General features: G+C 28.6%; 24 protein-coding genes, 1 other RNA gene and 1 pseudogene. 17 read left to right on the top strand and 9 right to left on the bottom strand.

Translation table 11 applies throughout. From position 1 onward, the window contains the following. The 6 genes from AC1B00_RS02660 to AC1B00_RS02635 all read left to right on the top strand — a co-directional run bounded on the left by AC1B00_RS02660 (position 1) and on the right by AC1B00_RS02635 (position 5,739). Positions 1-738: a hypothetical protein gene (locus AC1B00_RS02660; RefSeq protein ID WP_488847972.1), complete on the top strand. Its 738-nt coding sequence runs from the start codon at positions 1-3 to the stop codon at positions 736-738. Positions 739-747: 9 nt separating this feature from the next. Further along, complete coding sequence (locus AC1B00_RS02655) at positions 748-1,791, top strand: NAD(P)-dependent alcohol dehydrogenase (protein ID WP_488847971.1); 1,044 nt, start codon at positions 748-750, stop codon at positions 1,789-1,791. Next, on the top strand, positions 1,784-3,058 hold the full coding sequence (locus AC1B00_RS02650; protein ID WP_488847970.1) for an MFS transporter: 1,275 nt from the start codon (positions 1,784-1,786) through the stop codon (positions 3,056-3,058). Before AC1B00_RS02655 ends, AC1B00_RS02650 begins: the two co-directional genes overlap by 8 nt. Before the next feature lie 62 nt (positions 3,059-3,120). Continuing rightward, entirely contained in the window at positions 3,121-3,816 is a 696-nt protein-coding gene (gene ccoS, locus AC1B00_RS02645) for a cbb3-type cytochrome oxidase assembly protein CcoS (protein ID WP_336611554.1), read from the top strand. Further along, positions 3,813-5,189 (top strand): D-glycero-beta-D-manno-heptose 1-phosphate adenylyltransferase, encoded by a 1,377-nt coding sequence (gene rfaE2, locus AC1B00_RS02640; protein ID WP_488847969.1) that lies wholly within the window; start codon positions 3,813-3,815, stop codon positions 5,187-5,189. The genes ccoS and rfaE2 overlap by 4 nt, the downstream gene beginning before the upstream one ends. Further along, positions 5,182-5,739, top strand: coding sequence for an SIS domain-containing protein (locus AC1B00_RS02635; RefSeq protein WP_488847968.1), 558 nt, complete (start codon positions 5,182-5,184; stop codon positions 5,737-5,739). The genes rfaE2 and AC1B00_RS02635 overlap by 8 nt, the downstream gene beginning before the upstream one ends. A 33-nt stretch (positions 5,740-5,772) precedes the next feature. Here the strand turns inward: AC1B00_RS02635 and AC1B00_RS02630 are convergent, their stop codons facing one another. Continuing rightward, positions 5,773-8,112 carry a heavy metal translocating P-type ATPase gene (locus AC1B00_RS02630; protein ID WP_488847967.1) on the bottom strand — a complete coding sequence of 780 codons (2,340 nt, stop codon included), beginning with the start codon at positions 8,110-8,112 and terminating at the stop codon, positions 5,773-5,775. An 87-nt stretch (positions 8,113-8,199) separates the two neighbouring features. Between AC1B00_RS02630 and rho the strand changes: the two genes are divergently transcribed. From rho to ssrA, 4 genes and pseudogenes are all read left to right on the top strand, one after another. Further along, complete coding sequence (gene rho, locus AC1B00_RS02625; protein WP_214118675.1) at positions 8,200-9,519, top strand: transcription termination factor Rho; 1,320 nt, start codon at positions 8,200-8,202, stop codon at positions 9,517-9,519. A 1-nt stretch (position 9,520) separates the two neighbouring features. Continuing rightward, positions 9,521-10,399, top strand: a pseudogene (gene dnaX / locus AC1B00_RS02620) (DNA polymerase III subunit gamma/tau); the annotation flags it as partial. A gap of 842 nt (positions 10,400-11,241) precedes the next feature. Next, a complete protein-coding gene (locus AC1B00_RS02615; protein ID WP_336611559.1) occupies positions 11,242-11,412 on the top strand; it encodes a hypothetical protein in 171 nt (56 codons plus the stop codon). A gap of 40 nt (positions 11,413-11,452) precedes the next feature. Further along, positions 11,453-11,805: a transfer-messenger RNA gene (gene ssrA / locus AC1B00_RS02610) on the top strand. An 82-nt stretch (positions 11,806-11,887) separates the two neighbouring features. On the opposite strand, the gene AC1B00_RS02605 is transcribed toward ssrA, so the two are convergent. From AC1B00_RS02605 to fldA, 4 genes are read right to left on the bottom strand one after another with little or no spacing between them, the layout of a single operon-like run. Then, positions 11,888-12,079: a hypothetical protein gene (locus AC1B00_RS02605; protein WP_239818330.1), complete on the bottom strand. Its 192-nt coding sequence runs from the start codon at positions 12,077-12,079 to the stop codon at positions 11,888-11,890. Positions 12,080-12,132: 53 nt separating this feature from the next. Further along, on the bottom strand, positions 12,133-12,852 hold the full coding sequence (locus AC1B00_RS02600) for an EI24 domain-containing protein (RefSeq protein WP_488847966.1): 720 nt from the start codon (positions 12,850-12,852) through the stop codon (positions 12,133-12,135). Then, a complete protein-coding gene (locus tag AC1B00_RS02595; protein WP_488847965.1) occupies positions 12,845-14,266 on the bottom strand; it encodes an ABC transporter substrate-binding protein in 1,422 nt (473 codons plus the stop codon). The genes AC1B00_RS02600 and AC1B00_RS02595 overlap by 8 nt, the downstream gene beginning before the upstream one ends. Before the next feature lie 41 nt (positions 14,267-14,307). Then, a complete protein-coding gene (fldA, locus tag AC1B00_RS02590) occupies positions 14,308-14,793 on the bottom strand; it encodes a flavodoxin FldA (protein ID WP_239818333.1) in 486 nt (161 codons plus the stop codon). Positions 14,794-14,910: 117 nt separating this feature from the next. Here fldA and lepA point away from each other — a divergent pair, with 117 nt between their 5' ends. After that, entirely contained in the window at positions 14,911-16,698 is a 1,788-nt protein-coding gene (gene lepA, locus AC1B00_RS02585; protein WP_488847964.1) for a translation elongation factor 4, read from the top strand. 40 nt (positions 16,699-16,738) lie between these two features. On the opposite strand, the gene AC1B00_RS02580 is transcribed toward lepA, so the two are convergent. Together AC1B00_RS02580 and AC1B00_RS02575 are read right to left on the bottom strand one after the other, a co-directional pair. Continuing rightward, positions 16,739-17,422 (bottom strand): hypothetical protein, encoded by a 684-nt coding sequence (locus AC1B00_RS02580; RefSeq protein ID WP_239818339.1) that lies wholly within the window; start codon positions 17,420-17,422, stop codon positions 16,739-16,741. 1 nt (position 17,423) lies between these two features. After that, on the bottom strand, positions 17,424-19,034 hold the full coding sequence (locus AC1B00_RS02575) for a 4Fe-4S binding protein (RefSeq protein WP_488847962.1): 1,611 nt from the start codon (positions 19,032-19,034) through the stop codon (positions 17,424-17,426). Between the two features lie 47 nt (positions 19,035-19,081). Here AC1B00_RS02575 and selA point away from each other — a divergent pair, with 47 nt between their 5' ends. Next, complete coding sequence (gene selA, locus AC1B00_RS02570; protein WP_488847960.1) at positions 19,082-20,371, top strand: L-seryl-tRNA(Sec) selenium transferase; 1,290 nt, start codon at positions 19,082-19,084, stop codon at positions 20,369-20,371. Further along, on the top strand, positions 20,371-20,808 hold the full coding sequence (bcp, locus tag AC1B00_RS02565; protein WP_488847959.1) for a thioredoxin-dependent thiol peroxidase: 438 nt from the start codon (positions 20,371-20,373) through the stop codon (positions 20,806-20,808). Before selA ends, bcp begins: the two co-directional genes overlap by 1 nt. Positions 20,809-20,861: 53 nt before the next feature. On the opposite strand, the gene AC1B00_RS02560 is transcribed toward bcp, so the two are convergent. Together AC1B00_RS02560 and AC1B00_RS02555 are read right to left on the bottom strand one after the other, a co-directional pair. Beyond that, positions 20,862-21,134, bottom strand: coding sequence for a hypothetical protein (locus AC1B00_RS02560; protein ID WP_488847958.1), 273 nt, complete (start codon positions 21,132-21,134; stop codon positions 20,862-20,864). Positions 21,135-21,151: 17 nt separating this feature from the next. Next, the gene (locus AC1B00_RS02555) at positions 21,152-21,328 is read right to left on the bottom strand and encodes a hypothetical protein (protein WP_488847956.1); all 177 of its coding nucleotides are present in this window, start codon (positions 21,326-21,328) and stop codon (positions 21,152-21,154) included. A gap of 140 nt (positions 21,329-21,468) precedes the next feature. Here AC1B00_RS02555 and AC1B00_RS02550 point away from each other — a divergent pair, with 140 nt between their 5' ends. The 4 genes from AC1B00_RS02550 to AC1B00_RS02535 all read left to right on the top strand — a co-directional run bounded on the left by AC1B00_RS02550 (position 21,469) and on the right by AC1B00_RS02535 (position 25,328). Then, a complete protein-coding gene (locus AC1B00_RS02550) occupies positions 21,469-22,464 on the top strand; it encodes a sensor histidine kinase (protein ID WP_488847955.1) in 996 nt (331 codons plus the stop codon). A 45-nt stretch (positions 22,465-22,509) separates the two neighbouring features. Further along, a complete protein-coding gene (locus AC1B00_RS02545; protein WP_488847954.1) occupies positions 22,510-23,010 on the top strand; it encodes a hypothetical protein in 501 nt (166 codons plus the stop codon). Positions 23,011-23,119: 109 nt separating this feature from the next. Continuing rightward, on the top strand, positions 23,120-24,706 hold the full coding sequence (serA, locus tag AC1B00_RS02540; RefSeq protein WP_488847953.1) for a phosphoglycerate dehydrogenase: 1,587 nt from the start codon (positions 23,120-23,122) through the stop codon (positions 24,704-24,706). Beyond that, complete coding sequence (locus tag AC1B00_RS02535; RefSeq protein WP_488847952.1) at positions 24,699-25,328, top strand: histidine phosphatase family protein; 630 nt, start codon at positions 24,699-24,701, stop codon at positions 25,326-25,328. Before serA ends, AC1B00_RS02535 begins: the two co-directional genes overlap by 8 nt. Positions 25,329-25,846: the final 518 nt, after the last annotated feature.

Here is a 25,846-nt window from a genome sequence, read left to right as displayed (position 1 = left end):
ATGAAGAATTTTTTAAAAGGTTTTGGTTTAGGCTTTGGCTTATTAGTGTTTTTTATTTTAGGTTTAATGATTTCTAAGGCTTATAATTTACTTATTACAAATGATAAAAGCCAAATTGTAAGAAATATAGAAGTATCAAAAAAAGCAAATTATGATTCATACATATCATATCCTAGATTTAGTGCTAGCAAATTTTTAAGCACTAAAGAAGACTTAAGCGATAGTGAAAAAGCAAGTATTACAAATACATTTAATAAGGTTTTAGAATTAGTAAGAAATAGTAATATTTGCGTAGGCGGTAGCTATATGTTAGAGCAAAATATTGCTTATAAAGATGGTCTGAGTGTGCCTAGTGGATATAGATTTAATTCTGGTTTTGAGTGTAGATTTAACAAAGATGAGCTTAGTAGCTATCAAAATTTATTAAAAAACATAAATGAAATTCTAGCTAATAATGACTATATTGCACTAAATATCCCTGCAATAAAATCAATAGTAAGTGATAGTGCTTTAGATAAAATTCAAGATGAATTACATGATGAAATATATAAAAAAGCTGATGAATTAGCAAAGCATTATTCAAATATTTCAAAGAAAACTTGTGTAATCTCAAATATAACTTATGATATTCACGCATATCCTAAGAGACTAATGAATGCTGATATTGCTTATAGTGTTCCTGTTGAAAACGATACACTAGAAAGATTAAAAGCAACAATTACTTTAGAATGTAAATAAGGATTAATTATGAGCGAGATTTTAACAAAAGGTTGGGCTGCTTATGATGAAGCAGCTAATTTTAAGCCAATTACTTTTAAAAGAGCTGCGTTAAAAGATGATGAAATATTATTAAAAACTCTTTATTGTGGGATTTGTCATAGTGATATTCACGCAGCAAGAAATGAATGGGGCGTTACAAAATATCCTATCGTTCCAGGTCATGAAATTGTAGGAGAAGTTGTTCAAGTTGGCAAAAATGTTAAGGAATTTGAAATAGGAAATAAGGCTGGCATAGGCTGCTTGATTAATTCTTGTGGCGAGTGTGAAGCTTGTCTTAATTCAAACGAGCAGTTTTGCTCGAAAGGTGCTGTATGGACTTATAATAGTGTTGATTATTTTAATAATAATGAAATTACAAAAGGTGGATATTCAAATTATATAAAAGTTCATAAAGATTTTGCGATAAATATTCCAGAAAATGCACCGCTTGAGCTAATCGCACCGCTATTTTGTGCAGGAATTACTACTTATTCTCCACTTAAGTTTTCAAAAGTTAGCAAAGGCATGGATGTAGCAATTGCAGGATTTGGTGGGCTTGGTGTAATGGCATTTAAATACGCTAAGGCAATGGGTGCAAATGTAAGCGTAATCGCAAGAAACGATACTAAAAAACAAATCGCTTTAGAGCTTGGAGCAAGTAATTATTATAATGATATTAATAATGTTGATAAAAGATTTGATGTAATAATTAGCACAATTCCAAGTAAATATGATGTATTAGCATACGCAAGAGCTTTAAAATACGGCGGAGAAATGGCAATTGTAGGTTTGCCTCCGATTGATGAAAAAGTATCAATTAGCCTAAATGCCTTAATTAGAGTAAGTCATAAGAAAATTTATGGTTCATTAATAGGTGGGATTAATGAAACTAAAGAAATGCTTGAATTTTCGCTAAAGCACAAGATTTATCCTGAAGTAAAAATCATAAGTGCAGACGAGATTAATAAAGCTTATGATGATTTATTAAATAATTCTAGTTCATTTAGATATGTTATAAAATTTGATGAGTAAGAGATTAATTTTAAGCCTAATTTCTTTAGGCTTAATTTCGTTTTTAAGTGTATTAATAGAAACTTCTTTAAATGTAACTTTTGAATATTTAACAAAAACTTATGAAATTGATATAAAAACAGCATCACTACTTACTTCTATGTTTTTATTAGCTCTTACTTTAATTATGCCTACAAGTTCATTCTTATTACAAAGATTTAATACAAAAAAATTATTTATATTTACAAATTTTTTATTTTTATTAAGTCTTTTAGTGTGTGCTAGTTTTAATAATTTTTATATTTTAGTTCTTGCTAGATTTTTACAAGGAATTGCAGCAGGAATTGCCTTGCCTTTAATGTTTAATATAGTAATTATTAAGGCTAGTAAAAAGTATTTTGGATTTTTAATAGGATTTTGTGTATTTTTAGTGGCTACTGCACCTGGTTTTGGACCAATTTATGGTGGGTTTATTATGAAATATTTTGAATTTAGAGATATTTTCATATTCTTAATACCTTTTTTAGTGTTTGCATTGATTTTAGGGATTTTTAATATTGATGATTTATCTAGCAAGGCTAGTTTTGATTATAAAGAATATTTTTTGATTTTAGGATTAATTGTAAGTTTAGTTTGTAGCGTTGATAATATCGGATTTTTTATAGTATTTTTGCTTTTATTATATTTATTAATAAAGCTTAAGAGTAATATTTTAAAAGTTGCTTTTAATTATAGATTTTTTTGTTCTAGTTTAATGGTATTTTTAATGCAGTTTTTTGCTTTATCTTATTCTTTAATACTTCCTAATTATTTGATTTCGGTATTAGATTATGATAGTTTTAATGCTAGTAAAGTTATGTTTTTAGGCTCAATTAGTGCTGCTTTATTAGCTCCTATTAGTGGATTCTTAAGCAATGTTATCGGTAGTTTTAAACTTGCATTTACTGGAGTAATATTAATTATTTTTTCAAATATTTTATTTTTATATTTAGAAGAAAATTTATTAAATTTTTCAATATCGTATTTAGTTTATGCTTTCGCTCAAGGAATGTCTATGAGTGTAATTATTGCTTATTCAATCAATTTAAGTAGCGATAAAACAAATGCAAATACTTATATAAATACTTTTCAACAATGCTTTGGAGTATTAGGAGTTTTAGTAATTTCAAAAGTATTTAATGATAATTATTTAATAGGATTTAAAAACTCAATATATGTGATATTAAGCCTTGCATTTTTGCAACTAATACTTATTTATTTTGCTTTTAAAAATAAATGCAAGGTCTAATTCCGAATTCAAATTCTTTTGTTTATTTTTATCCTTTAAACTAAGATTTTAAAGGATTAGTAATGGAAAATATTTTAATGTTAATGATAGGCGTTTCAATTTTTTTAGTTTTTATTGTAATCGCTGCTTTTATTTGGGGATTTAAAAATAGGCAATTTAGCGAGAATAAAGGCTTTTTAGAATTAAACGACAGCGAAGAAGCTTTGCAAGATGCAATAATTTTAGAAAATCGCAAAAAAGAATTAAAAAATCCTAAAAAAGCTTTATTTTTAGATAGAGATGGCGTGATTAATCGTGATTTTTCTTATGTTTATGAGCTAGAAAAATTAGAATTTATGCCAAATATTTTTGAAATTGTTAAGTTTTTTTATGATAAAGGATATTTAATATTTATTATCACAAATCAAAGTGGAGTAGGGCGTGGATATTTTAGCGAAGAGCAAATGAATATTTTTAATAATGCAATAATTAAAGAATTTTCTAATCATCAAATTAATATTGCTAAAATTTACGCTTGTTTGCATACACCAAATGATAATTGCGAATGCAGAAAACCAAAAGCAGGAATGATTATAAAAGCTTGCAAGGAGTTTAATATAGATTTAGCAAACTCTATTTTCATAGGAGATAAGCCAAGCGATATGCAAGCAGCTTTTAATGCAAATATTAAAAATCGTTATTTATTTAGCGATAATGAAAATTACGAAAACGCTAAAAAAATTAGCGATTTATTAGATATTAAAAAGGATTTTTTATGAAAAATATAAAAGCCCTTGTTGTAGGGGATTTGATACAAGATATTTATATTTTTGCAAATTGCACGAGAATTAGCCCAGAAGCTCCTGTGCCTGTCATCGTTCCAAAGGAAGAAAAAAAGGTGCTAGGTGGAATGGCAAATGTGGCTGCAAATTTAGCAAAACTTGGTGCTAGTGTTAGTGTTTTGAGTGTTTTAGGCAATGATGAAAGCTCAAAATATATAAAAGATGAGCTAAACAACAAAGGCATAACCTGCTTAATCTTAGAAGATACAAACAGAAAAACAACTACTAAAACTCGTATTTTTGGCTCAAATCAACAAATAGTAAGAATTGATGTAGAAACAACAGAAGAAATTAGTCAAGATTTAGCAAATAAATTAATAAATTTAGTTTTAAATAAGCACTATGATGTAATAGTTTTTAGCGACTATGCAAAAGGAGTTATTACGCCATATCTATCACAAAAACTAATTGAATATGCAAAAAGCAAAAATATCTTAACTCTAGCAGACCCGAAGAATGATTTTTATAAGTTTAGTGGTGTTGATATTATCACGCCAAATCATAAAGAAGCTTGTGAGTTTTTAGGCAAATTTGATGAAAAAAGCGATGAAGAATTAACAAAAGCTTTAGAAAAATTACAAAGCGAATTAAAGCTTAAAATTCCTTTAGTAACCCTAGGTTGCAATGGAATAGCAGCGATTTATAATGATAAATTAAACCGCCATTTTGCACTTGCAAAAGAAGTTTTTGATGTTACAGGTGCAGGTGATAGTGTGATTTCTTCATTATCATTTTTCTTAGCAAATGATTTTCATATAAGTAAAAGCATTGATTTAGCAAACAAAGCTGCAGCAATAGTTGTAGGTAAAATCGGAGCTGTTAGCGTAGGGCTAAATGAAATAATTAATTTTAACAATGAGTTTCATAAATGCAAAAATATAGAAGAAATAATTGAGCTTAGCAAAGGAAAAAAAGTAGTATTTACAAATGGTTGCTTTGATATTTTGCATTACGGACATTTAAGCTATTTAAGAAGTGCAAAAGAGCTAGGAGATTTGCTAGTAGTTGGGCTAAATAGTGATGAGAGTGTAAAAAGGCTAAAAGGTAAAGAGCGACCAATAAACGATATAAAGACAAGAAAAGCAATGCTTAATGCTTTAGAATTTGTTGATTTTGTGTGCGAGTTTAGCGATGATACTCCGATTGAACTAATTAAGGCTTTAAAACCTGATATTTTAGTAAAAGGCGCTGATTATGAAGGTAAGATTGTAGTGGGTAGCGAGTTTGCAAAAGAAGTAAAATTGCTAGAATTTAAAACAGGATTTTCAAGCACAAATATAATAGAAAAAATAAGGAATAGTAATGATTAATAAATTAATGTATGAATTAAACGAGCATAAAAATGCTTTTAATAAAGTTGATGAAAAATATTTAAACGATATCATAAAAGCTTATGAGATAATTAAAACAGCTTTAGAAAATGGTAAAAAATTATTAATTTTTGGCAACGGTGGAAGTGCAGCAGATGCTCAACACTTCGCAGCTGAGCTAAGCGGTAGGTATAAAACCGAGAGAATGGGGCTTAGCGCGATTGCACTTAGCACAGATACTTCAGCGCTTACTGCAATAGGTAATGATTATGGATATGAGTATGTGTTTTCAAGACAAGTTGAAGCTATTGCAAAGCCTGGCGATGTGGTGTTTGGAATAAGCACAAGTGGGACTAGTAAAAATGTAATAAATGCGCTTGAAATAGCTAAGCAAATGGATTGCGAATGTATTTTAATGGCAAGCCAAAAGCTTGAAGCAAGTCCATACTTTGCCCTAAAAGCTTCAAGCTTAGATACTCCAAGAATTCAAGAAATCCATATTTTTACAATCCATAGCATCTGCGAACTACTTGATGGGTATTTTAAATAAAAAGAGCTTTTAATTTAAAAGAATTTGAAATTCCTATTTCAAATTCTTGATTTTTTTGGCGTAGCTTTTAATTCTTGTAGAGTTGATTATCACGCAGATTGAACTAAGCGACATAAATATACTTGCGATTAGTGGGTTTATAAGTCCATTGAAAGCTAATGGAATGCTTATGATATTGTACAAAAAGCTTAAAGCTAGATTTGTCTTAATTAATTTATATGTTTTTGTAGCTAATAAGTGAGAGTTTTTAATCCCTATTAATTTATTATCAAGCATAATTATATCGCTTGAATTTAGAGCTAAATTACTAGCGTTTTTAAAGCTAATTCCAACTAGTGCAAGTTTTAATGCTAATGCGTCATTTATGCCATCGCCTACCATTAAAACTTTGTTATTTTTGCTAAAATTTTCAATCGTTTTTAACTTATCTTCAGGCAAACATTCATAATAATATTCGCTAATTCCTAGCTCGTTTGCTATTTTTTCGCAAGGTTTTTGCTTATCTCCTGAGAGCATTACTACTTTTATATTAGATGATTTTAAATAATTAATTAGGTTTAGTGCATCATCGCTAATTACATTAGAAAATACAAAATGCTCTAAAATTTCATCATTTTTAGCGAAAAACACTTCGGTTTCATTCTTTGAAATCGCATTTATATTGTATTGTTTTAGTAGTTTTGCAGAGCCAAAAATATATCTAATTCCGTTTTCAAATTCCGCCAAAACTCCTAAGCCATTTAGCTGAATTAGATTAAAATCCTTTTCGCTTGGTTTTATATCTTTTAAATACTCGTTTAGTGAGCTTGCGATTATGTGATTATTTTTATTTAAAATCGCTTTTAATATGCTTTTATCATTATCATTTAGATTAATACTGCTTAATAATTCAAGTTTTGATTTTGATAATACCCCTGTTTTATCAAATACAGCCATATTGATTTTGCTAAGGTTTTCAATAAAACTTGCGTTTTTAAATAATACTTTAAGCTTTAAAGCTTCGTGAATACATAAAATATTTCCAACAGGAGCACTAAGTGCTAAAGCACATGGACATGCGATTATTAATAAACTTACACTTCTAATAATAGCTTCATTTATATTAGAAATATTGTATAAAAAGCACAAAAATGCAATGCTAAAAATCGCATAACAAAAATAAACTCCGATTTTATCTGTTAGTCTTTCAAGGTTTGATTTTTTTGTTTTATTTAATAAATTTGCTAATTTATTAATATAACTATCATTAAAAGTGCAGCTTGCAATATAATCAAAACTAGCACATTCAACTACACTTGCACTTTTGATAAAATCACCTTTTTTAATATTTACTAATTCGCTTTCGCCTGTAATTGCGCTAAGGTTTAATTTAGCATCATTTAAAGCATATCCATCAATTAAGATTTTATCTCCTAAAAACACTCTTAAAACATCATCTTTTTTAATATTTGTAACGCTGATTTTTTCTATATTTTCACCTTTAATCACATTTACACTAGCGTTTAATAAATCGCTTAAAAAATCAATATTTTCTAAAGCTTGTTTTCTTGCGAGTTGTTCTAAAAATCTTCCTATAAAAACAAAGCAAATAATCATAGCAACGCTATCAAAATAAACATAAGGAAGCCTTTTAAACATCGCAATAATGCTATAAATATAAACAAGACTAGCACCTGCAGTTACTAAGCAATCCATATTTAAGATTTTGTTTTTAAGGGCTAAATAAGCGCTTTTAAACATTGATGAAGCACTATAAAAAAGAACAGGAGTGCATAATACAAACTCCGCAAAATTAATAATATCTTGAATGCTTTGCTCCATACTAGAAAAATACCCAGCATATCTTGCTATGCTAAGCCACATAATATTCATAACACAAGCAATTGCTACTATTAGCCTTGAATAAAACTCAATATGGGTTTTTTTAGCTTTTGTCGTAGTGTTTGGATTAAAGGCTAGGGGAGTGTAGCCAAGAGATATTATGGTATTTAAAATATCTTTTGCATTAGTAATTAGGGGATTATATTCTATACTAGCTCTTTTGGTGTGATAGTTTATATCAATTTCTAAAACACCTTCGTTTTTTAAAAGCATTTTTTCAATGAGCCAAACACAAGCAATGCAATGCAAATTATCAATTAAAATTAAAATTTTTTCATAATTTTCTTCTTTTTGTATAAAAAACGAGTGTTCATCATAAGAAATTTTCTCATCTACTTTAGATAAATTAGTGGCATTTTTATAAAATTCTTCTAAATTGTTTTCATTTATTAGATTATAAACATTTTTACAGCCATTACAACAAAACACCTTTTCGCCTTGAAAAATCATACTTTTTTCATCAAAATCTAACCTACAATGAAAACACTTCAAGATAATTTCCTTTAATTTTATTGACAATTTTATTTTTAATTTATAAAATAATTTTTAATACTTCGTTTTTTACAAATAAGGAAATCAATGGATAAAGATATACAAACAGAACAAAAGCAAGATAAAAAAAATCAAAAAAAGCATATTCCAGTAGATGGATATAAAATAGAAGAATTAAAACTACTAACTCTTGAAAAATTAATAGAAATCGCAAACGAAGCTGGTGTAGAAAACCCTATGGAGTTTAGAAGACAAGAGCTTATGTTTGAGATATTAAAAGCTCAGACTAAAAAAGGTGGCTTTATTCTTTTTACAGGTATTTTAGAAATTAATCAAGAAGGTTATGGCTTCTTAAGAGCAATGGATGCAAATTTAAGTGATAGTGCAAACGATGCTTATGTAAGTAATTCTCAGATTAAAAAGTTTGCTTTAAGGGTTGGAGATATTGTTACAGGTCAAGTAAGAGAACCAAGAGAGCAAGAAAAGTATTATGCTTTACTTAAGATTGAAGCTATTAATTATCTTCCTTTAGCTGAAGCTAAAAAAAGAGCTTTATTTGATAACCTTACTCCTATATTTCCTACTGAAAAACTACAACTTGAGTATGACCCATTAAAGCTAACTGGTAGGGTGCTTGATTTATTCACTCCTATTGGAAAAGGACAGCGTGGGCTAATAGTTGCACCTCCTAGAACAGGTAAAACTGAGCTTATGAAAGAGCTTGCAACTGCAATTGCAAAAAATCATCCAGAAAGTCAATTAATAGTTCTTTTGATTGATGAGCGTCCTGAAGAAGTTACCGATATGCAAAGATGTGTTAAAGGCGAAGTTTTTAGTTCTACATTTGATCAACCAGCACTAAATCATGTGCGTGTAGCAGAGCTTGTAATTGAAAAAGCTAAGCGTTTAGTAGAAATGGGAAAAGATGTAATTATTTTACTTGATAGTATCACAAGACTTGCAAGGGCATATAATACTGCAACTCCAAGTAGTGGCAAGGTTTTAAGTGGTGGTGTTGATGCGAATGCTCTACATAAACCAAAGAGATTTTTTGGAGCCGCTAGAAATATAGAGCATGGTGGAAGCTTAACGATAGTTGCAACAGCTTTAATTGATACAGGTTCAAGAATGGATGATGTAATTTTTGAAGAGTTTAAAGGGACAGGAAATAGTGAAATTGTTCTTGATAGAAATATTTCAGATAGAAGAATTTATCCAGCAATTAATATAACTAAGAGTGGAACAAGAAAAGAAGAATTATTACAAGGTCCAATTAATTTACCTAAGATTTGGGCAATTAGATCAGCAATGAATTCTATGGAAGATGTTGAAGCACTTAAGTTCTTATATGCAAAAATGCTAAAAACTCAAAATAATGAAGAATTATTATCAGGATTAAACGAATAATATGCAAAGTCTATCGCTTAAATATCGCCCAAAAAATTACGATGATTTGATAGGTCAAAGTGCTGTTAGTAAGAGTTTAAAATATGCACTTGACAATAAAATAATAGCAAATGCTTATCTTTTTTCTGGACTTAGGGGCAGTGGAAAGACAAGCTCAGCTAGGATTTTAGCAAAAGCACTAAACTGTGAGCGTGGAATTAGTTCAACTCCTTGTGGTAAGTGTGCTAGCTGTTTAAGTAATGATGGGATTGATATTTATGAATTAGACGCTGCTAGTAATCGTGGGATTGATAGTATTCAGGATTTAATAGAAAATACAAAATACGCACCGCTCCATTCAAGATTTAAGATTTTTATAATTGATGAGGTGCATATGCTAACTCGTGAAGCTTTTAATGCACTCTTAAAAACACTTGAAGAACCACCTGCACATGTTAAGTTTATTTTAGCAACAACAGATGTTCATAAATTACCACCTACTATTTTAAGTAGGGTTTTACACTTTAGATTTAAAAAAATTCCTATTCAAGATATTGTAAGTAGAATGGAATTTATTTTAGCAAACGAACAAATACCTTATGAAAAAGAAGCTTTAATGCTGATTGCAAGAAGTGGCGGTGGCTCTATGAGAGATAGTCTAACTTTACTAGAACAAGGTATTATTTATACTCAAAAAAGACTAAGTAAAGATAGTATTGCATTAATGTTAGGCTTGATTGAACCTAGTCTTATTAAGCAGTTTTTTGTAGATATTTTAAATGCTAATGATAGTGGGATATTTAAGTTTTTAGAATTAGCTAAATCTTATGAAGCTAGTATTGTTATTGATGAGATTAGCTCGTATTTAAAGGATTGTTTTGCAAATAATAATCCTAATTTTTCTTTAGTTTTATATGATAGATTTTTTCACATAATTGCAAAAGCTAAGAATATGACAAAGATAAGCGATGATGATGAGTTTATTTTATATATTCTTGCGTTTTTATTAAAAGAAGCAGTTGGGCTTAAGAGTATTGACAAAGAAATTAATGAGCCTATTGTTAATAAAAATGAGCAAGATTATTTAAATTTCATCACAATGATTGCTAAAAGAGATTATAGATTAGGAGAAATTTTTAAAAATTACGCATCTTTTGTTAGTTTTGATGGTAATGAATTTTGCATAAAAATTAATCCAAATAATGAAGAAGATAAGCAATATTTCAAACAATATTATGGCTCGGTTGTAAAAAATATATTTGCAAGCATATTTAATGATGCAAAATTAGTTTTAATAAGTGATTTGCCAAAAGCTAATGAAATAAAGGTCGAGCCTTTACAGAAAGTAAAACAAGAGTATGAAGAAGAAATCAAATATCCTGAATATCAAAGTGATGATTATTTGGATTCAGATTTTGCTTTTGAAGAAGAAGAGAATGTTTATGAAATACCAGATGAGGTTTTAGAAGACTATGACCCTGAACTTCAAAATATACTTTTCGAATCTTTAGTAAAGATTAAAATAGAAAATAATAATCTAGAATTACATGTAATGCCACCATGCAATGAGAAAGAAAAAGGCATTTTAAGAGCAAATATTAAAGATGTTTTAGCTAAATGTAATGCTTATTTTAAGACTAAGAATTCAAAAATAATAAATGCAGAATTAGATAAAAAAAAACTTCGTTAGAAATTAAAGCCGAAGACTTTAATAAAGCTCAAGATTTTAATATAGCTCGTAATTTGGGTGAAATTGAGCTTGATAAATTTGTAATAGCTAAAGAAATAGAAGAAGAAAATGTGGTTAATTTAGATATTAATCATATTGTTTTAAGCGAAGAAGAAATAGATTTAAGAAAAAAACTAGACATAATAACAGAAGCCTTAGGTTCTTTAAGCGATATAAGACCTTGAAAAATAATATAATTTTGTTATAATCTTCGCTTTTACTAATGGGGTTGATTAGGTTTCGACAGGATTAGTAAGGGATTAGCTGCATGCCGTGTTGCTACGTTAAACGCTAAATTAAAATTAAACGCAAACAAAAAAGAATTAGCTCCTGCTTACGCTTACGCTGCGTAAGTTCAGTTGAGCCCTGCAATGCTTAAAGCTTGTAATAGCATTTAGCGGGTCATCATTCAAGCTAGTTTAAAGCCTTGGCTAAGCTTTAAATGAAGTAAAAGCCTTAGTTTTTACTAAAGTTGTAAGCTGCACTTAGTAAAAATGAACCTAAGCAGCCTACTAAGCATGTAGACGCTGGTTTTGAGCTAGTTTTGGACTGGAGTTCAAATCTCCACAACTCCACCATTCATTATAAAAATCATATTATTTTATAGAATTTGTAAGAAAAAACATTTCCTAATTCAAGAATTTGAATTAGGAATTAAGATTAATCTAGATCTTTGATTAGTTCATCATCGCTTTTTACAACTATTCCTGAGCCGTGAATTACACTAGGAATACAACTTGTGCAAATATCAATAGGTTTTAGATTTTTATGTGCTCTAATAAAAACAGCGTTTTCATCTTCACTCGCTCTTAAGGCACATACATTACAAATCATATCTTCATTTAAAATCATTTATTCTCCTTAAAAAAATATGATATATTTTACTAAAAAATAGAATATAAGGCTTATTTATAATCAATTAACATGCTTTTTACAAGCAATTCTTTTTGATATATTAAATGGGTTAAAAAAATCACAATAAATACAGGTAAGAAAAATCCTATCCAAGGTATATTACAAATCAAATAAAACAAGAAAACCCATATAATATAATGAAATTTTAATGGGTTAAATTTTAAAAAATCATTTTTATTTAATACACAGCTAGCAACATCAATCATTAATAAATTAAAAAATAAATAAAACATTAAAAAGAATAAAAATATGCTAGAAAATATGTTAATTATTGGGATAAGATAAGAAATTAAAACACAAAATAATAAAAAGCCAAATTTCATAAATAATTTAAATATCATCCAACAAGTATAGCTAAAGCTAACTTCATCTAGTTTGTTGTAATTGTAATGCTTTAAATTAATTGCTTTTACTATTAATGGTGTTAAAAATGAAATAATTATTAGGGCAAAAATTATGGATAAATTAACTGATAAATAAGCACCAAATACATTTCCTAATATAAATATTAATATTTGCAAAGCGTGTAGAATATATATTCCAAGAAAAAAACTAAAAGCCTCTTCGTTAAAATCTATGTTAGTTATGTAATTTATAAAAAACTTAAATATTATGATAAATATTAATGAGCTTACTATTAAAGGCACAAAAGAAAATGCTAAAAATCTAAATGTAAAAAAGTCTTTTATTGCTAAAATAAGATTATTCATATTTATACCAATTTATAACTTGAGATAATAACCCACTTCCATTAAATCCTACAAGCATATCATCAATACCAAAAACATTTTTTGAGTAGGCTAAATAATAGTTATAATCAACTAAAAATATATAAGGTTGATTAAACTTAATTTGCTCTTGAAATTCTTTATAATAGTTCTCTTGAAATTCATTTATAGTAGTTTTTGCGTGAGTTTTATCTTTTTTGTTAGAATTTAATATTTTAATAAAGTTTATATTGTGATTATATTCTATGTCTATTATTTTGCTTGCTTCGTATTCATCATTACTACTTGGTAAAATAGTGGTTAAAATACCAAAATCTTTTAGCTGAGTTGCAATATTTTCTGCTATGTTAAAATATTCTTTGTTATCTACAAAAATTTCTAATTTTAAAGGAATATCAAGCTTTTTAAAATAATTAACATTGTTTTCTTTATTAATATTTAAATCAATGCTTTTTCTTTCTTTGAAATATCCTAATTCGTTTAAAAGTTTTCTTGCTTCTTCTTTATTGCAATTATTTGCATATTTGCTAATTATAAGATTTGGAAACTGATTTGAAATTTGTTTTGAGCATATTGCTAGAGATATTGCATAGCGTAATTTTCTATTATAAATAATTTTATTATTTAGATTTAATGCTATTGAGTGTGTAGAATTTAGTACTTTATATTCTATATCTTCATCAATATTTTTAAGGTTTTTATAATTAATAAGACCTACATCAACTATGTTATTATTTAAAGCGTTTTTAATTTGCACATCATTTTGATATATTTTAAGAACTACTCCATCATTATTTGGTTTTAATATAGCATTTTGATTTTTTATCAATACTATTTGTTCGTTACTATATTGTTTTAAGTGATAAGTACCAAGACCTATTGCATCGGTATTAAACCAACTTAAACCATATTTAATCAAGGCATTTTTAGACATTATGCCTAAAGTAAGATTATTTAAAAAATCACTATCTGGACTTTTTAAAATAAATTCTATTGTGTATTTATCTATGATATTAATATCTAAAATATTATTATAAAATTGTTCGTAAGAAGAATTGTATAATTTATTTTTGATGGTATCATAGGTTGTTTTTACATCTTCAGCACTGAATTCTCCATAATTTACATTATTTTTTATAAAATATAAGCCTTTTTGAAGTTTAAATTCATATTTTAATTTATCATTACTAACTTTATAAGAAGTTATTAATACAGGGACTAATTCTTGATTATTGTTTTTATAAAATAGTCCAGAATATAATAATTTCACGACATCATTGTTTGGATTGTATATAGGGTTTATGTTTGTAGGAGGATTTTTGATTGCTACTTTTATTAAATCAGCTAATAGATTGTTTGAAATAAAAACTAAAAGAAAAATTAAAACTTTTTTCATCAAAAACCTTAAAATAGCAAGATAAACTTGCTATTTTATAATTAGAAATTAGCCTTAATTTGTGCTACCCAATTTGCAATTCTTTCATCAGTTAAATCTTCTTGATTGTCATTATCTAATGCAAGACCTACAAATTTGCCATCAACTACTGCTTCTGAATCTTCAAAGTCATAACCATCAGTTGAAACTGAACCAACTAGATTTGCACCAGCTTCTTTTAAAGCTGCAGCTAATTTACCCATACCACCGCAGAATGTATCTGAGTAGCTTGAGCTATCGCCCATACCAAATACAGCTACAGTTTTACCAGCTAAGTTTAATCCACTAAAATCAAAGCTTTCCCAATCATCTTGTAAATCACCGCTTCCCCAAGTCGAAGTTCCGCATACTAATTTATCAAAACTATTTAGTTTATCAGCATCAACATCAGCAATGTTTAATAATTCTGCTCCTAAAGCTTCAGCGATTTTTTCTGCTGCACCTTCTGTATTTCCCATAGCACTTCCGAAAACTACTGCTACTGACATATTTTCTCCTTAATTTGATTTGCGAAGCTAATTTTACCATTTGAAATTATTGTTAATCATTAACCAAGACTAATTATTTTTTCACTTGATATTTAATTAAGGTAAAGAGATTTAAAAATGCGTAATATAAGAAACTTTTCAATAATAGCTCATATTGACCATGGTAAAAGCACTTTAGCAGATTGCTTGATTACAACTTGTAATGCGATAGAACAACGCAAAATGAGTAAGCAAGTAATGGATACTATGGATATAGAAAAAGAGCGTGGAATAACAATAAAAGCTCAATCAGTGAGATTAAATTATGTTTATAACAATGAAAATTATATTTTAAATCTAATTGACACTCCAGGTCACGTGGATTTTTCTTATGAGGTTAGCCGTAGTCTTGCTAGTTGCGAAGGTGCTTTGCTTGTAGTTGATGCTTCTCAAGGTGTACAAGCTCAAACAATTGCTAATGTTTATATGGCACTTGAACATGATTTAGAAATAATTCCTGTAATTAATAAAATTGACCTTCCTGCAGCAAACCCGCAAAGGGTAAAAGATGAAATTGAGCATATCATAGGAATTGATTGCTCTAATGCAATAGAAGTTAGTGCAAAATCAGGAATAGGAATTAATGAATTATTACAAGCAATTTGCGAAAGAATTCCAGCACCTATTAGTAAGGCTAATAAATTAAAAGCTTTAATTTATGATAGTTGGTTTGATAGTTATTTAGGAGCTTTAGCTTTAGTTAGAGTAAGAGATGGAGAGATTAAGAAAAACGATGAAATATATTTAATGCACGAAGGAGTAAAACATAGTGTATTAGATTTACGCTATCCACATCCGCTAAATCCTATGCAAACAGATAGCATTAAAGCAGGTGAAGTAGGAATTGTTGTTTTAGGTCTTAAAGATATTGCAGCAATAAGCGTAGGAGATACGATAACTTTAGCAAAGGATAAGGCAGACGAGCCAATTGCTGGTTTTGCTAAGGCAAAGGCTTTTGTTTTTGCAGGAATTTATCCTATTGATACTGATAAATTTGAAGATTTAAGAGATGCTTTAGATAAGTTAAAATTAAATGATAGTTCAATTTCTTATGAGCCTGAGACTTCTTTAGCTTTAGGATTTGGCTTTAGGGTAGGGTTTTTAGGACTTTTACATATGGAAGTTATAAAAGAGCGTTTAGAGCGTGAGTTTAATTTAGACTTAATAGCAACAGCTCCAAGCGTTACTTATGAAGTAAATTTAACAGATGGAACTATATTAAATATTCAAAATCCAAGCGATTTACCGCCGGTAAATAAGATTGATCACATTAAAGAGCCTTATGTAAAAGCAACAATAATAACTCCTAGTGAATTCTTAGGTAATTTAATAACACTTTTAAATAATCGTCGCGGAATTCAAACAAAAATGGATTATATAACAGAAAGTAGAGTTTTACTTGAATACGACATACCTATGAATGAAATTATTATGGATTTTTACGATAGGCTAAAATCTTTAACTAAAGGCTATGCGAGTTTTGATTATGAATTTTGCGATTATAGAGTAGGGGATTTAGTAAAGCTTGATATAAGAGTAGCCGGTGAAGCCGTTGATGCGCTTAGTATCATAGTGCCAAATCAAAAGGCTTTAAGCAAAGGAAGAGATTTAGTAGCCGCTATGAAAGAAATAGTTCCAAGACAATTATTTGAAGTAGCAATTCAAGCAAGTATCGGAAATAAAATAATAGCTCGTGAGAATGTAAAATCAATGGGTAAAAATGTTACTGCTAAGTGTTACGGCGGTGATATTACTAGAAAAAGAAAGCTTCTTGAAAAGCAAAAAGAAGGTAAAAAGCGTATGAAAGCTATCGGTAAAGTTAGCTTGCCACAAGAAGCATTCTTAAGTATTTTAAAGATTGATTAAAATCTTTAATTCCTGTTTCAAATTCTTGATTTGAAACAGGTTATTCAATATTTTCTTTAAAGCTTGTTAATTCACTCATGTTTATTTTAGAAAACTCAGTTGGAAGTCTTGGCTCGTAAGGAATTCTTTGTAAAGCAATATCGGCAACTGATTGCTTTTTAATAGGTGCATTTATGCCATAAAAAGCTCTTTCAATTTGCACTAAATATGAAATTATATTAGATATGTTTATATAAAGTTTTGATCCTTTATGCTGTGCTAATTTCTCGCAAAATTCATCTACAACTTCATTTATAACTCTCGAAAATAATTCATTACATAATTCATCATTACTTTTGCATAAAACACTACCTAAGAAAAATAAAAAGTTCATGCTATCTTCATTATCGCTCATGTTTTCATTTTTTACTAAGTTAGCTCTTTTTAAAATACCTGTTGTAATTATTCTCATTTTGCCATTATCACGACCTTCATCATAAAAACTCGCATCAGTTGGCACATTTACATAAGAAAAATCATAAAAAACAGCATTTTGCTCATCTTTATAAGTAGCATAATCGCTATCTAAAATAGCTTTAAAATCATCTTGTAAATCATCTAAATTATCATAAAAAAACTTAGCTTGTTCTCTTAAAATATTAAAATCACTTTCATTCATAAAGCTTAATGCTCTAGCACAAAATTCATAAAAATAAGACCTAGTTATATTTAATTCTGCGTTCATATTACACCTTTAAAAAATTATTTAATTTTTCTTTTAATGGAGCGAAGAAATTATCGCTATCTTCAAAAACTTGAGCTTGTTTTAACATCATTATTTTAGCCTTACAATCAGCACAGCAATATAATGAATATTTTTTCGTTATATCAGCACTAAAGGTAGCTCCTAAAATACCTACGATTTTATCAATTGATTTTTTAGTTGCGAATTCTTTTCCACATTCAATACAGGCAAACAATTCATCACGAGCTAAAGTTTGATGAGTAAAACTAGCTGGATTTAGCTCTAAAATATCATTTTGCATAAAGATAGTATCTTTTTCAGCGCATGAGCTTACACAATACCCACAGCTTGTACATAGTGAAGCATTAAAAATAATAGAATTAGTCTTACTATCAGCTAAAATCGCGTTAGTATTACACGCACCTGCACACGAAGCACATAAGGTGCATTTGCTCTCATTTATGCTAATTTTTGCATAATTTTTTGCATTTATTTCGCCTTTATTTGCACCTTGCAACATTGATGAAATTTTTAAGCCAAAAAGCTCTCTTTTATTTAATCTAAAATTACTTTCACTTGAGTGAAATTCGCTTACTAATTCACTAGAAACTTCATCAAGGCTAATATTTGTATAAATAGCAATTTTACCAGTAATTGCAAAGATAATATCATTTACAAGTTTGATTTTTTCTGCTAGAAATTCGCTAATTTTTCCAATAATTACAATGCTTTTACAGGTTGTATTTATTAAATGCATTAATATTAATTCATCAAGCAAATTTAAAGGAATATTAAAAGGTAAAAAGTGTTTTAAATCAATATTATTTTGATAATCATCAGTGATTATTATTTGTTCGTTTTTATAGATTTTGCTAATTTCTTTTATGCAGTCTTTATTAAACTCACAAAACTCAAGCGCATTTGTTGGACATACGCTAACACATTTAGCACAATTTATACAATCTATTTCACTTAAGATTATTTTATTATCATCACTTGCAAGTGCAACACTAGGGCACGCATCTACGCACCAGCCACAATGCTCGCTCCTACGCCCATCAAGTTGGCATAAGCTTGAGTTAAACTCAATTTTTCTAACAAAGCTTATATTTCCTGTTAATGAGTTTAATTTTTCAAATAAAAATTCATCATTTTTAATTACTGCGTGATTTTCTAAATCATCGTTTGAAATAGCCAAATCACAATCTATTTCACCAGCTTTAGTAACTATTACAAGTGAGCCAATGCCGCCATATACGAATTCAAATTCCTTAACGCAAATTGCCTTAAATCCATTATCAGTAAGCTTATTTTTAAGCTCTTCATCATCAAATAAAATGCAAATTCTTTTATCTATCTTTGCATATAAATTAATCTCATTTGAATAATCATAATTAATAGCTCTTGCTTCATATAATTTATTTAATTTTTCTAAATTAAAATCTTTTGTATTATTTATATAAAAATCAATCTCTGGTGCATATATTAAAGCATTTATTGCCTTATCGTTTGCTACTAGAAATTTCTCACTTGTTGGAGTTTTTACAAGCTTTATTTGTGAGCCTAAGTCATTTATAAAATCAGCTTTTTTTAAATATGCAAACTCTTTCATCTTTACCTTTCCTTGCTAGTATTTTAAAAAATATTTAAGGAATATCTATGTTACCCCAAATATCTAAATTAATTAATGCCTTTAATGATAAACCAAGTTATCTAGTAAGTGCTTTAGCAAAAGAGCTAATAGCAGAACTAAGAATTGCTAATAAAGAACAAACTTATGAAATGATACTCAACGAACTTGACAAAAGAATTAATCAAGCTTTATTAAAAGCTCCAAAAGTTTTAATAAATGCAACAGGAGTAGTGCTACATACTAATTTAGGTCGTGCTTTAATTAGTGAAGAAGATTTTATGTGGCTTAAGGATTTTCATACTAATAATATTAATTTGGAATTTGATTTAGGAACTAATTCTCGTGGAAAAAGAGATGAATATCTAATAAATCTTTTAAAAATCTTATTTGGTTGCGAAGATGCTTTGGTGGTTAATAATAACGCTGCTGCTGTATTTTTAGTATTAAATACCTTAGGTAAAAATGAAGGAATAATTACAAGTAGAGCCGAATTAGTAGAAATCGGCGGTGGATTTAGAGTAAGTGAAGTAATGCGTGAAAGCGGTGCAAGGCTTATTGAAGTTGGTACAACAAATAAAACTAATTTAAGAGATTATGAAAACGAATTAGAAAACGCTGCAATGATACTTAAAACTCATAAGTCAAACTTCTATATAGGTGGTTTTAGCGAAGAAGTTGATGCAATTACCTTAAATAATTTAGCCATTAAAAATGAAAAAATATTTTATTATGACTTAGGAAGTGGTTATACAGATTGTATAAATGATAGCTTAAAAGATGAGCCGAGTCTAAAAAGCCTAATAGCAAATGGTATTAGTTTAATCTCTTTTAGTGGAGATAAATTATTTGCTAGCACTCAAGCAGGGATAATTTTAGGTAAAAAATATTTAATTGAAAGACTTCGCAAAAATCAGCTCCTAAGAATGTTTAGATTAAATAAAACTAGCCTTTTAATGCTAACTCGTGCAGTGCAAAACTATTTAGAAAAAGATTATAAAAGACTACCTAGCTTAGCATTAATAAATGATAAAAAGCAAGATGTTTTAGCTAAGGCAAAAACCTTGCAAGAGCTAATTGGTTTTGGCGAAATAATAGAGAGCAAAAGCCTTGTAGGGGGTGGCTCAATGCCTGATAAATTATTAAATGGCTATGCTTTAAAAATTAAGGCTAATAAAAGCAAAATAAAAGAGCTTTTAGATAAAGGCGTGGTGGCTAATTATGATAAAGATAGCGTGATAATTGATTTAAGAAGCGTTTTACCTAGTCAATTAGAATGCTTAGCAAAAATAATTAAAGAAGTTTTTAAGGAGAAATAATGGAATTTTCGTTATTAAATCAAGATGAAGTTGCGATTAATTTAAGTGATTTTCGTGGTAAAAAGGTGATAGTATTTTTCTATCCAAAGGCTTTTACTCCAGGTTGCACTAAGCAAAATTGTGAGTTAAGCGAGAATTATGATAAATTGCTTGATAGTGGCTATGTGTTAATTGGAATTAGCCCTGATAAGTGCGAAAAATTAGCGAAATTTAAGAATGATTATAATCTAAATCAGATTTTATTAAGCGATGAGAATAAAGAAGTAGCTAAGCTTTTTGGTGCTTGGGGAATTAAGAAAAATTATGGCAAAGAATACGAAGGACTTATTCGCTCTTGTTTTGTGCTTGATGAAAACGGCGAAATCATAAAAGAATACCGCAATCATAAAGCAACAGGCTTTGCTGCAAGACTTATGAAAGATTTGCTAGGCGAGTAATTAGATTTTAGCCTTAATGGCTAAAATCAAAAAAAATAAATATAATTTATATTTTATTTTCTTTCATAATCAACATAACCTTTTTCTTTATATTCAGCTATAATTTCATCAGCACTTAAACAATAAACAGATTGTTTAACTAATGCGATAATATCTAATTCATCAGCGTATGAATTTTCTATTGCGTGGTTACCTATAATGCCTTTTATATCTTCATAGTCTTCTTTGCTCACATCATTTTTATATCTTTTTAAAATTTCTAAGCTTTCTTTTAGCGAATTTGACTCTTGATAATTTTTGATTATTTCTCCTTTATTGTTTTTCATATTTTTGCCTTATTTTTTTATTTGTTCTTAGTATTTTCAAAATCTATATCTTCTTTATCAGTAGAATATAGCCATTCCTTTATTTCGCGCATTTTATTTAAATCATCTTGAGCTTCTTTTGTATCTCTATTTTTAATCAAATACCCAAAACTTGCATATTCTAATAAAACATCTTTTTCCATAATTGTTGCCATTTTTCTCATTTTTTAAATAATTTTTAAATATTTTATAAATTTTATTTAAATTATATGAAAATATAATACCAAATTCCTATTTCAAATTCCTTTTGTTTTTATAAAAACTGCTAAGATAATTAAAAAATTAAAGGACTTTTATGAATAAAAATATTTTAGATAGTTTAGATTTATCGGATAAGCAGAGCTTTGCTGATGGGCTAAAGGCATTAATTGAGCAAACTTATGTAGTAGAAAACGAATATAAAGCACTTAAAACTTCTTATGATAGTTTAATGCTTATGATAAATGAGATTATAGAAGTCTTACCAAGTGCTATTTGGGTCTTAGATGAAAATAAAAATCTAATAGTAAAAAATAAGCTTGCAAATGATGAATTATTTAAGCAAATTGACCTTAGCAAAGAGCATTATGAATTAGAATTTTTAAATAATTTTTATCAAATAAAATCAATCAATTACGCCGATAAACTCCTAATAATGGCTACAAATATCACTAAAGAAAAGCGAGATGAAAGGCTTGTTTCTATGGGGCAAGTTGCAGCAAATCTTGCTCATGAAATTAGAAATCCCATAGGCTCAGTTTCACTTCTAGCAGGTGTATTATTTAGCAAGGTTGAGCTTAAAAATAAGCATATAGTTTTGCAAATGCAAGATGCGATTAAAAGAGTTGAGCGAATAATTGAAAGTACCTTGCTCTTTACTCGTGGCTTTAAGCTAAATAAATATGAGTTTAATTTAGAAGAATTAAATGAGGAATGCTTAAATGTCTTTAATAATTACAATAAAAATGATGAAATAATCCTTAGCGAGTGTAATTTTGAGCCTTTTGTTATAAATGCTGATAAATCATTATTAACTTTAGTTTTAAGCAATCTTATTTATAACGCTGTTGATGCTTGTGAAGAAAGCGGAAGTATAAAAATCATAGGCAAAAAATACGATGATATTTATAAAATTAGCGTTTTTGATAGTGGTGAAAAAATCACAAATCAAGCTAATTTATTTGAAGCATTTAATACTACAAAACTTAAAGGCAATGGCTTAGGTTTAGCGCTTTGCAAACAGATTTGCACCGCACATAATGCAAAGATTTATTATCTTGATGAGCCAAAAAGTTTTAATATAGAATTATAAAGGTTAATGAGTATTTTCCGATTTTTTTATTGCAAGGAGAATACAATGAAAATAAATAACATTAACACGATTAACGATGCAAAAGACTTTATAAGCAATAGCTTTAAAAAAGCAGGAATAGATGTAGTTGGAAATAATATTTCTCATATAAATAGCGATGATTTGATGAATGCTTATGTGTTTTCAAGCTTAGGTTTTAATGAAGAAAAATCAAGCGTTCAAAATCAAGCAATTATTTCAAATCTAAATCTTAATATGAATAAATATTATGAAATAATAAATAAAGATGAGGTTATTAATCCAGCTAAGCCTAATTTTGATGTTGAGGCTACAAGCAAGAAAATAGCTGAATACGTAATATCTAATTCAGATAATGATTTAGATAAATTATATCAAGGAAGAATCGGAGTAATTAATAGCTTTAATGAAGCAAGAAAGCTAATAGGCTCAAGCAAAGCTTTAGAAGATACGCTTAACAAAACAATAGATTTAATAAATGATGAGATTATTAAACTTGGTGGAAATATAGTGGATTTTAAAGTTTAGTTTGAAGAATTTGAAATAGGAATTTAAAAAATACATAAATAATCTTATTTAATTAATCAAAGCTTTAAAATTATTGCTAGAATAGAAATTTTATTTTAAAGGAGAGTATATGAATAAGATTTTGGTTTTAGATGGGGTTAGCGAATTAGCTACAAAGATTTTAGAAAAAGATTGCAAAGTAATTGCAATCCCTAAAATTAGTGAAGAAGAATTATTAAAAGCAGTTGTTGATACTGATGCGATAATTCTTAGAAGTGCTACTAAAATTACAGAAAAAGTGCTTGAACACGCAAATAGATTAAAAGTAATCGGAAGAGCTGGTGTTGGGGTTGATAATATTGACATTAAAGCAGCTACTAAAAAAGGCGTAATAGTAGTAAATGCACCAAATGGCAATACAAATGCAGCGACAGAGCATACAATGGCATTAATGCTAAGTCTTGCAAGGATGATTCCAAACGCTCATGCAAGTATTAAAAATGGCTTATGGGATAGAAAAAGCTTCGTAGGAATTGAACTAAAGGATAAAACCTTAGGCGTTTTAGGATTAGGAAGAATTGGAGCAGGAGTTGCCGCTAGAGCTCAAGCTTTTGGAATGAAAGTTATTGGATATGATCCATATTTAAGCCATGAAAGAGCAGAGCAAATTCAAGTTAAAAAATGCGAATTAGATGAGGTTTTTGCTAATGCTGATTTTATTACCTTACACTTGCCATTAACCGATGAAACAAAAGAAATGATAAATGAAAAAAGCATAGCAAAAATGAAAAAAGGCGTAAGAATTATTAATGCTGCAAGGGGTGAATGTATTAATATTGATGATTTAACAAAGGCTTTAAAGGATGGCAGAGTTGCTGGAGCTGCACTTGATGTATTTCCTAATGAGCCACTAGGAAACCACGAAATTACAACGCTAAAAAATGTTGTTCTAACTCCACATTTAGGAGCATCTACAATTGAAGCTCAAGAAGGCGTAGCCGTTGATGTAGCAATTGCTATTAAAGATGCTTTAAATGGTGAATTAGTTGCAAGTGCATTAAACGCTGTGCCAGTTAGCCCTGAAATGCTAAATAAAATTAAGCCTTATTTTAATCTAGTAAAAGCTTTAGGATTTATCGCTTGTGAAGTTAGTAATTCAGCTATAAAACAAGTTTATATTGAATATTCAAATATGTTTAAAGAGCTAGATACTAGGGCTTTAAGTCAAGTAATGCTTACGGGACTACTTAATTCTATTTTGCAAGAAAAAGTAAATATGGTTAATGCACCTGTTTTAGCTCAAAGTAGGGGAATTAGCCTAATAGAGCAAAAAAGCGATGAAGTAAATAATCAAATAAAAGTAAAAATTGTAAGCGAATTAGGAGAGCATGAAATAAAAGGTGCTTTAATGAGCGATAAGAGTGCTTATGTTAGTGGAATTGATGATTATGATATTAAATTTGAGCCTACTGGGGTGCTGCTTTTAGTTCCACACGATAACGTGCCTGGTATGATAGGACAAATCGGAACTATTTTAGGTGCTGCTGGTATAAATATTCTTAGCATGCAAGTTAGTAAAACCCATACGAGTGGTGAAAATATCATGGCAATTAGTGTTAATAAAAAGCCTTTAAAGAATGATTATAAAAAGCTTTGTGAATTAGCAGGAGTTCATGGGGTTAAGATAATTGATTGCAGTGAGATTTGCGATGATTAAGCTAATATTACTTAGACACGGACAAACAAACTGGAATAAAGAAGGCAGATACCAAGGGCAAATTGATACTGATTTAAGCCCTTTAGGAGAAGAGCAAGCTAGCAAACTTGCTCTTGCTTTAAAGCCTTTAAAGATTGATTATTTTATTGCAAGCCCACTAAAAAGAGCTTATGAGACAGCTTGTAAAAGTGCAAAATATCATGATTTAGAAGTGATAAAAGATGAAAGATTACTAGAAATTAATCACGGCACTTGGGAAGGCAAATTATCAAGCGAAATTGATGAGGATTTATTAAGACTTTGGAAGAGTGCTCCGCATTTAGTAAAAATGCCTAATGGAGAGAGCTTAGATGATATTTTAGCTAGAGTAAAACTTGCAATAGACGAGTATTTAGCAAAATATGATGGAAAAACTATTGCAGTATTTGCTCATGATGCTGTTAATAAGGTCTTAATCTCTTATGTTTTAGGCTTAGAGCTTAGTTCGTTTTGGAATATAACTCAAGATAATACTTGTATAAATGTCTTAGAACTTTCAAAGGATTTTACAAAAATTATAACTTTAAATAACACAAGCCATTTAGGATATTTATTCTCAGACGAAATCCAAAAAGGTTTATAAATCTTAATTCCTATTTCAAATTCTTAGAATTTGAAATAGGAAATTTATCTTTATTTTAATCTTTACAAAGCTTTTAAATAATTATTTTTTACAAATTTATTTGATAAAAAACAAAGAATTTGAAATAGGAATTTCAGTGTAATTTTGCAGAGTAAAATTATATAAAATAAAGGAAAATTGCTGTTAAGAAATCATTTGAGCTTTTTATAAGCGTAAGCAAAAAAGGGTTATGGATTTTAGACAAATTTTGTTTTCAGTTGCGTTATTGGTATGGGGTTTTTAGGAAAAAAGCTGGGGTAAGGTTTGAATTGGCAATTTAAGACCTTCTGCTTTCTTCTAAGATAATTTAAAAAATATTTAAATTTAGATTATAAAAACTAAATAAAAACACTTGAAATTCCGAATTCAAATTCCATTTGAATTTATTTAGAAATTACATTGAAAAACCAAAGAATTTGAAATAGGAATTTGATTTTATTGTTTTAGTAGGTAAGCCCTTTATAAAAAGGGCTTATTTT

The sequence above is a fragment of the Campylobacter sp. DY7 genome (genome assembly GCF_057802535.1).
This window is presented reverse-complemented; position numbering and strand designations above follow the sequence as displayed.

Coding starts and splice junctions, on each gene's coding strand:
- AC1B00_RS02660 (WP_488847972.1), top strand. CDS start 1: ATGAAGAATTTTTTAAAAGGTTTTGGTTTAGGCTTTGGCTTATTAGTG.
- AC1B00_RS02655 (WP_488847971.1), top strand. CDS start 748: ATGAGCGAGATTTTAACAAAAGGTTGGGCTGCTTATGATGAAGCAGCT.
- AC1B00_RS02650 (WP_488847970.1), top strand. CDS start 1,784: ATGAGTAAGAGATTAATTTTAAGCCTAATTTCTTTAGGCTTAATTTCG.
- ccoS (WP_336611554.1), top strand. CDS start 3,121: ATGGAAAATATTTTAATGTTAATGATAGGCGTTTCAATTTTTTTAGTT.
- rfaE2 (WP_488847969.1), top strand. CDS start 3,813: ATGAAAAATATAAAAGCCCTTGTTGTAGGGGATTTGATACAAGATATT.
- AC1B00_RS02635 (WP_488847968.1), top strand. CDS start 5,182: ATGATTAATAAATTAATGTATGAATTAAACGAGCATAAAAATGCTTTT.
- rho (WP_214118675.1), top strand. CDS start 8,200: ATGGATAAAGATATACAAACAGAACAAAAGCAAGATAAAAAAAATCAA.
- AC1B00_RS02605 (WP_239818330.1), bottom strand. CDS start 12,079: ATGATTTTAAATGAAGATATGATTTGTAATGTATGTGCCTTAAGAGCG.
- AC1B00_RS02600 (WP_488847966.1), bottom strand. CDS start 12,852: ATGAATAATCTTATTTTAGCAATAAAAGACTTTTTTACATTTAGATTT.
- AC1B00_RS02595 (WP_488847965.1), bottom strand. CDS start 14,266: ATGAAAAAAGTTTTAATTTTTCTTTTAGTTTTTATTTCAAACAATCTA.
- fldA (WP_239818333.1), bottom strand. CDS start 14,793: ATGTCAGTAGCAGTAGTTTTCGGAAGTGCTATGGGAAATACAGAAGGT.
- lepA (WP_488847964.1), top strand. CDS start 14,911: ATGCGTAATATAAGAAACTTTTCAATAATAGCTCATATTGACCATGGT.
- AC1B00_RS02580 (WP_239818339.1), bottom strand. CDS start 17,422: ATGAACGCAGAATTAAATATAACTAGGTCTTATTTTTATGAATTTTGT.
- AC1B00_RS02575 (WP_488847962.1), bottom strand. CDS start 19,034: ATGAAAGAGTTTGCATATTTAAAAAAAGCTGATTTTATAAATGACTTA.
- selA (WP_488847960.1), top strand. CDS start 19,082: ATGTTACCCCAAATATCTAAATTAATTAATGCCTTTAATGATAAACCA.
- bcp (WP_488847959.1), top strand. CDS start 20,371: ATGGAATTTTCGTTATTAAATCAAGATGAAGTTGCGATTAATTTAAGT.
- AC1B00_RS02560 (WP_488847958.1), bottom strand. CDS start 21,134: ATGAAAAACAATAAAGGAGAAATAATCAAAAATTATCAAGAGTCAAAT.
- AC1B00_RS02555 (WP_488847956.1), bottom strand. CDS start 21,328: ATGGCAACAATTATGGAAAAAGATGTTTTATTAGAATATGCAAGTTTT.
- AC1B00_RS02550 (WP_488847955.1), top strand. CDS start 21,469: ATGAATAAAAATATTTTAGATAGTTTAGATTTATCGGATAAGCAGAGC.
- AC1B00_RS02545 (WP_488847954.1), top strand. CDS start 22,510: ATGAAAATAAATAACATTAACACGATTAACGATGCAAAAGACTTTATA.
- serA (WP_488847953.1), top strand. CDS start 23,120: ATGAATAAGATTTTGGTTTTAGATGGGGTTAGCGAATTAGCTACAAAG.
- AC1B00_RS02535 (WP_488847952.1), top strand. CDS start 24,699: ATGATTAAGCTAATATTACTTAGACACGGACAAACAAACTGGAATAAA.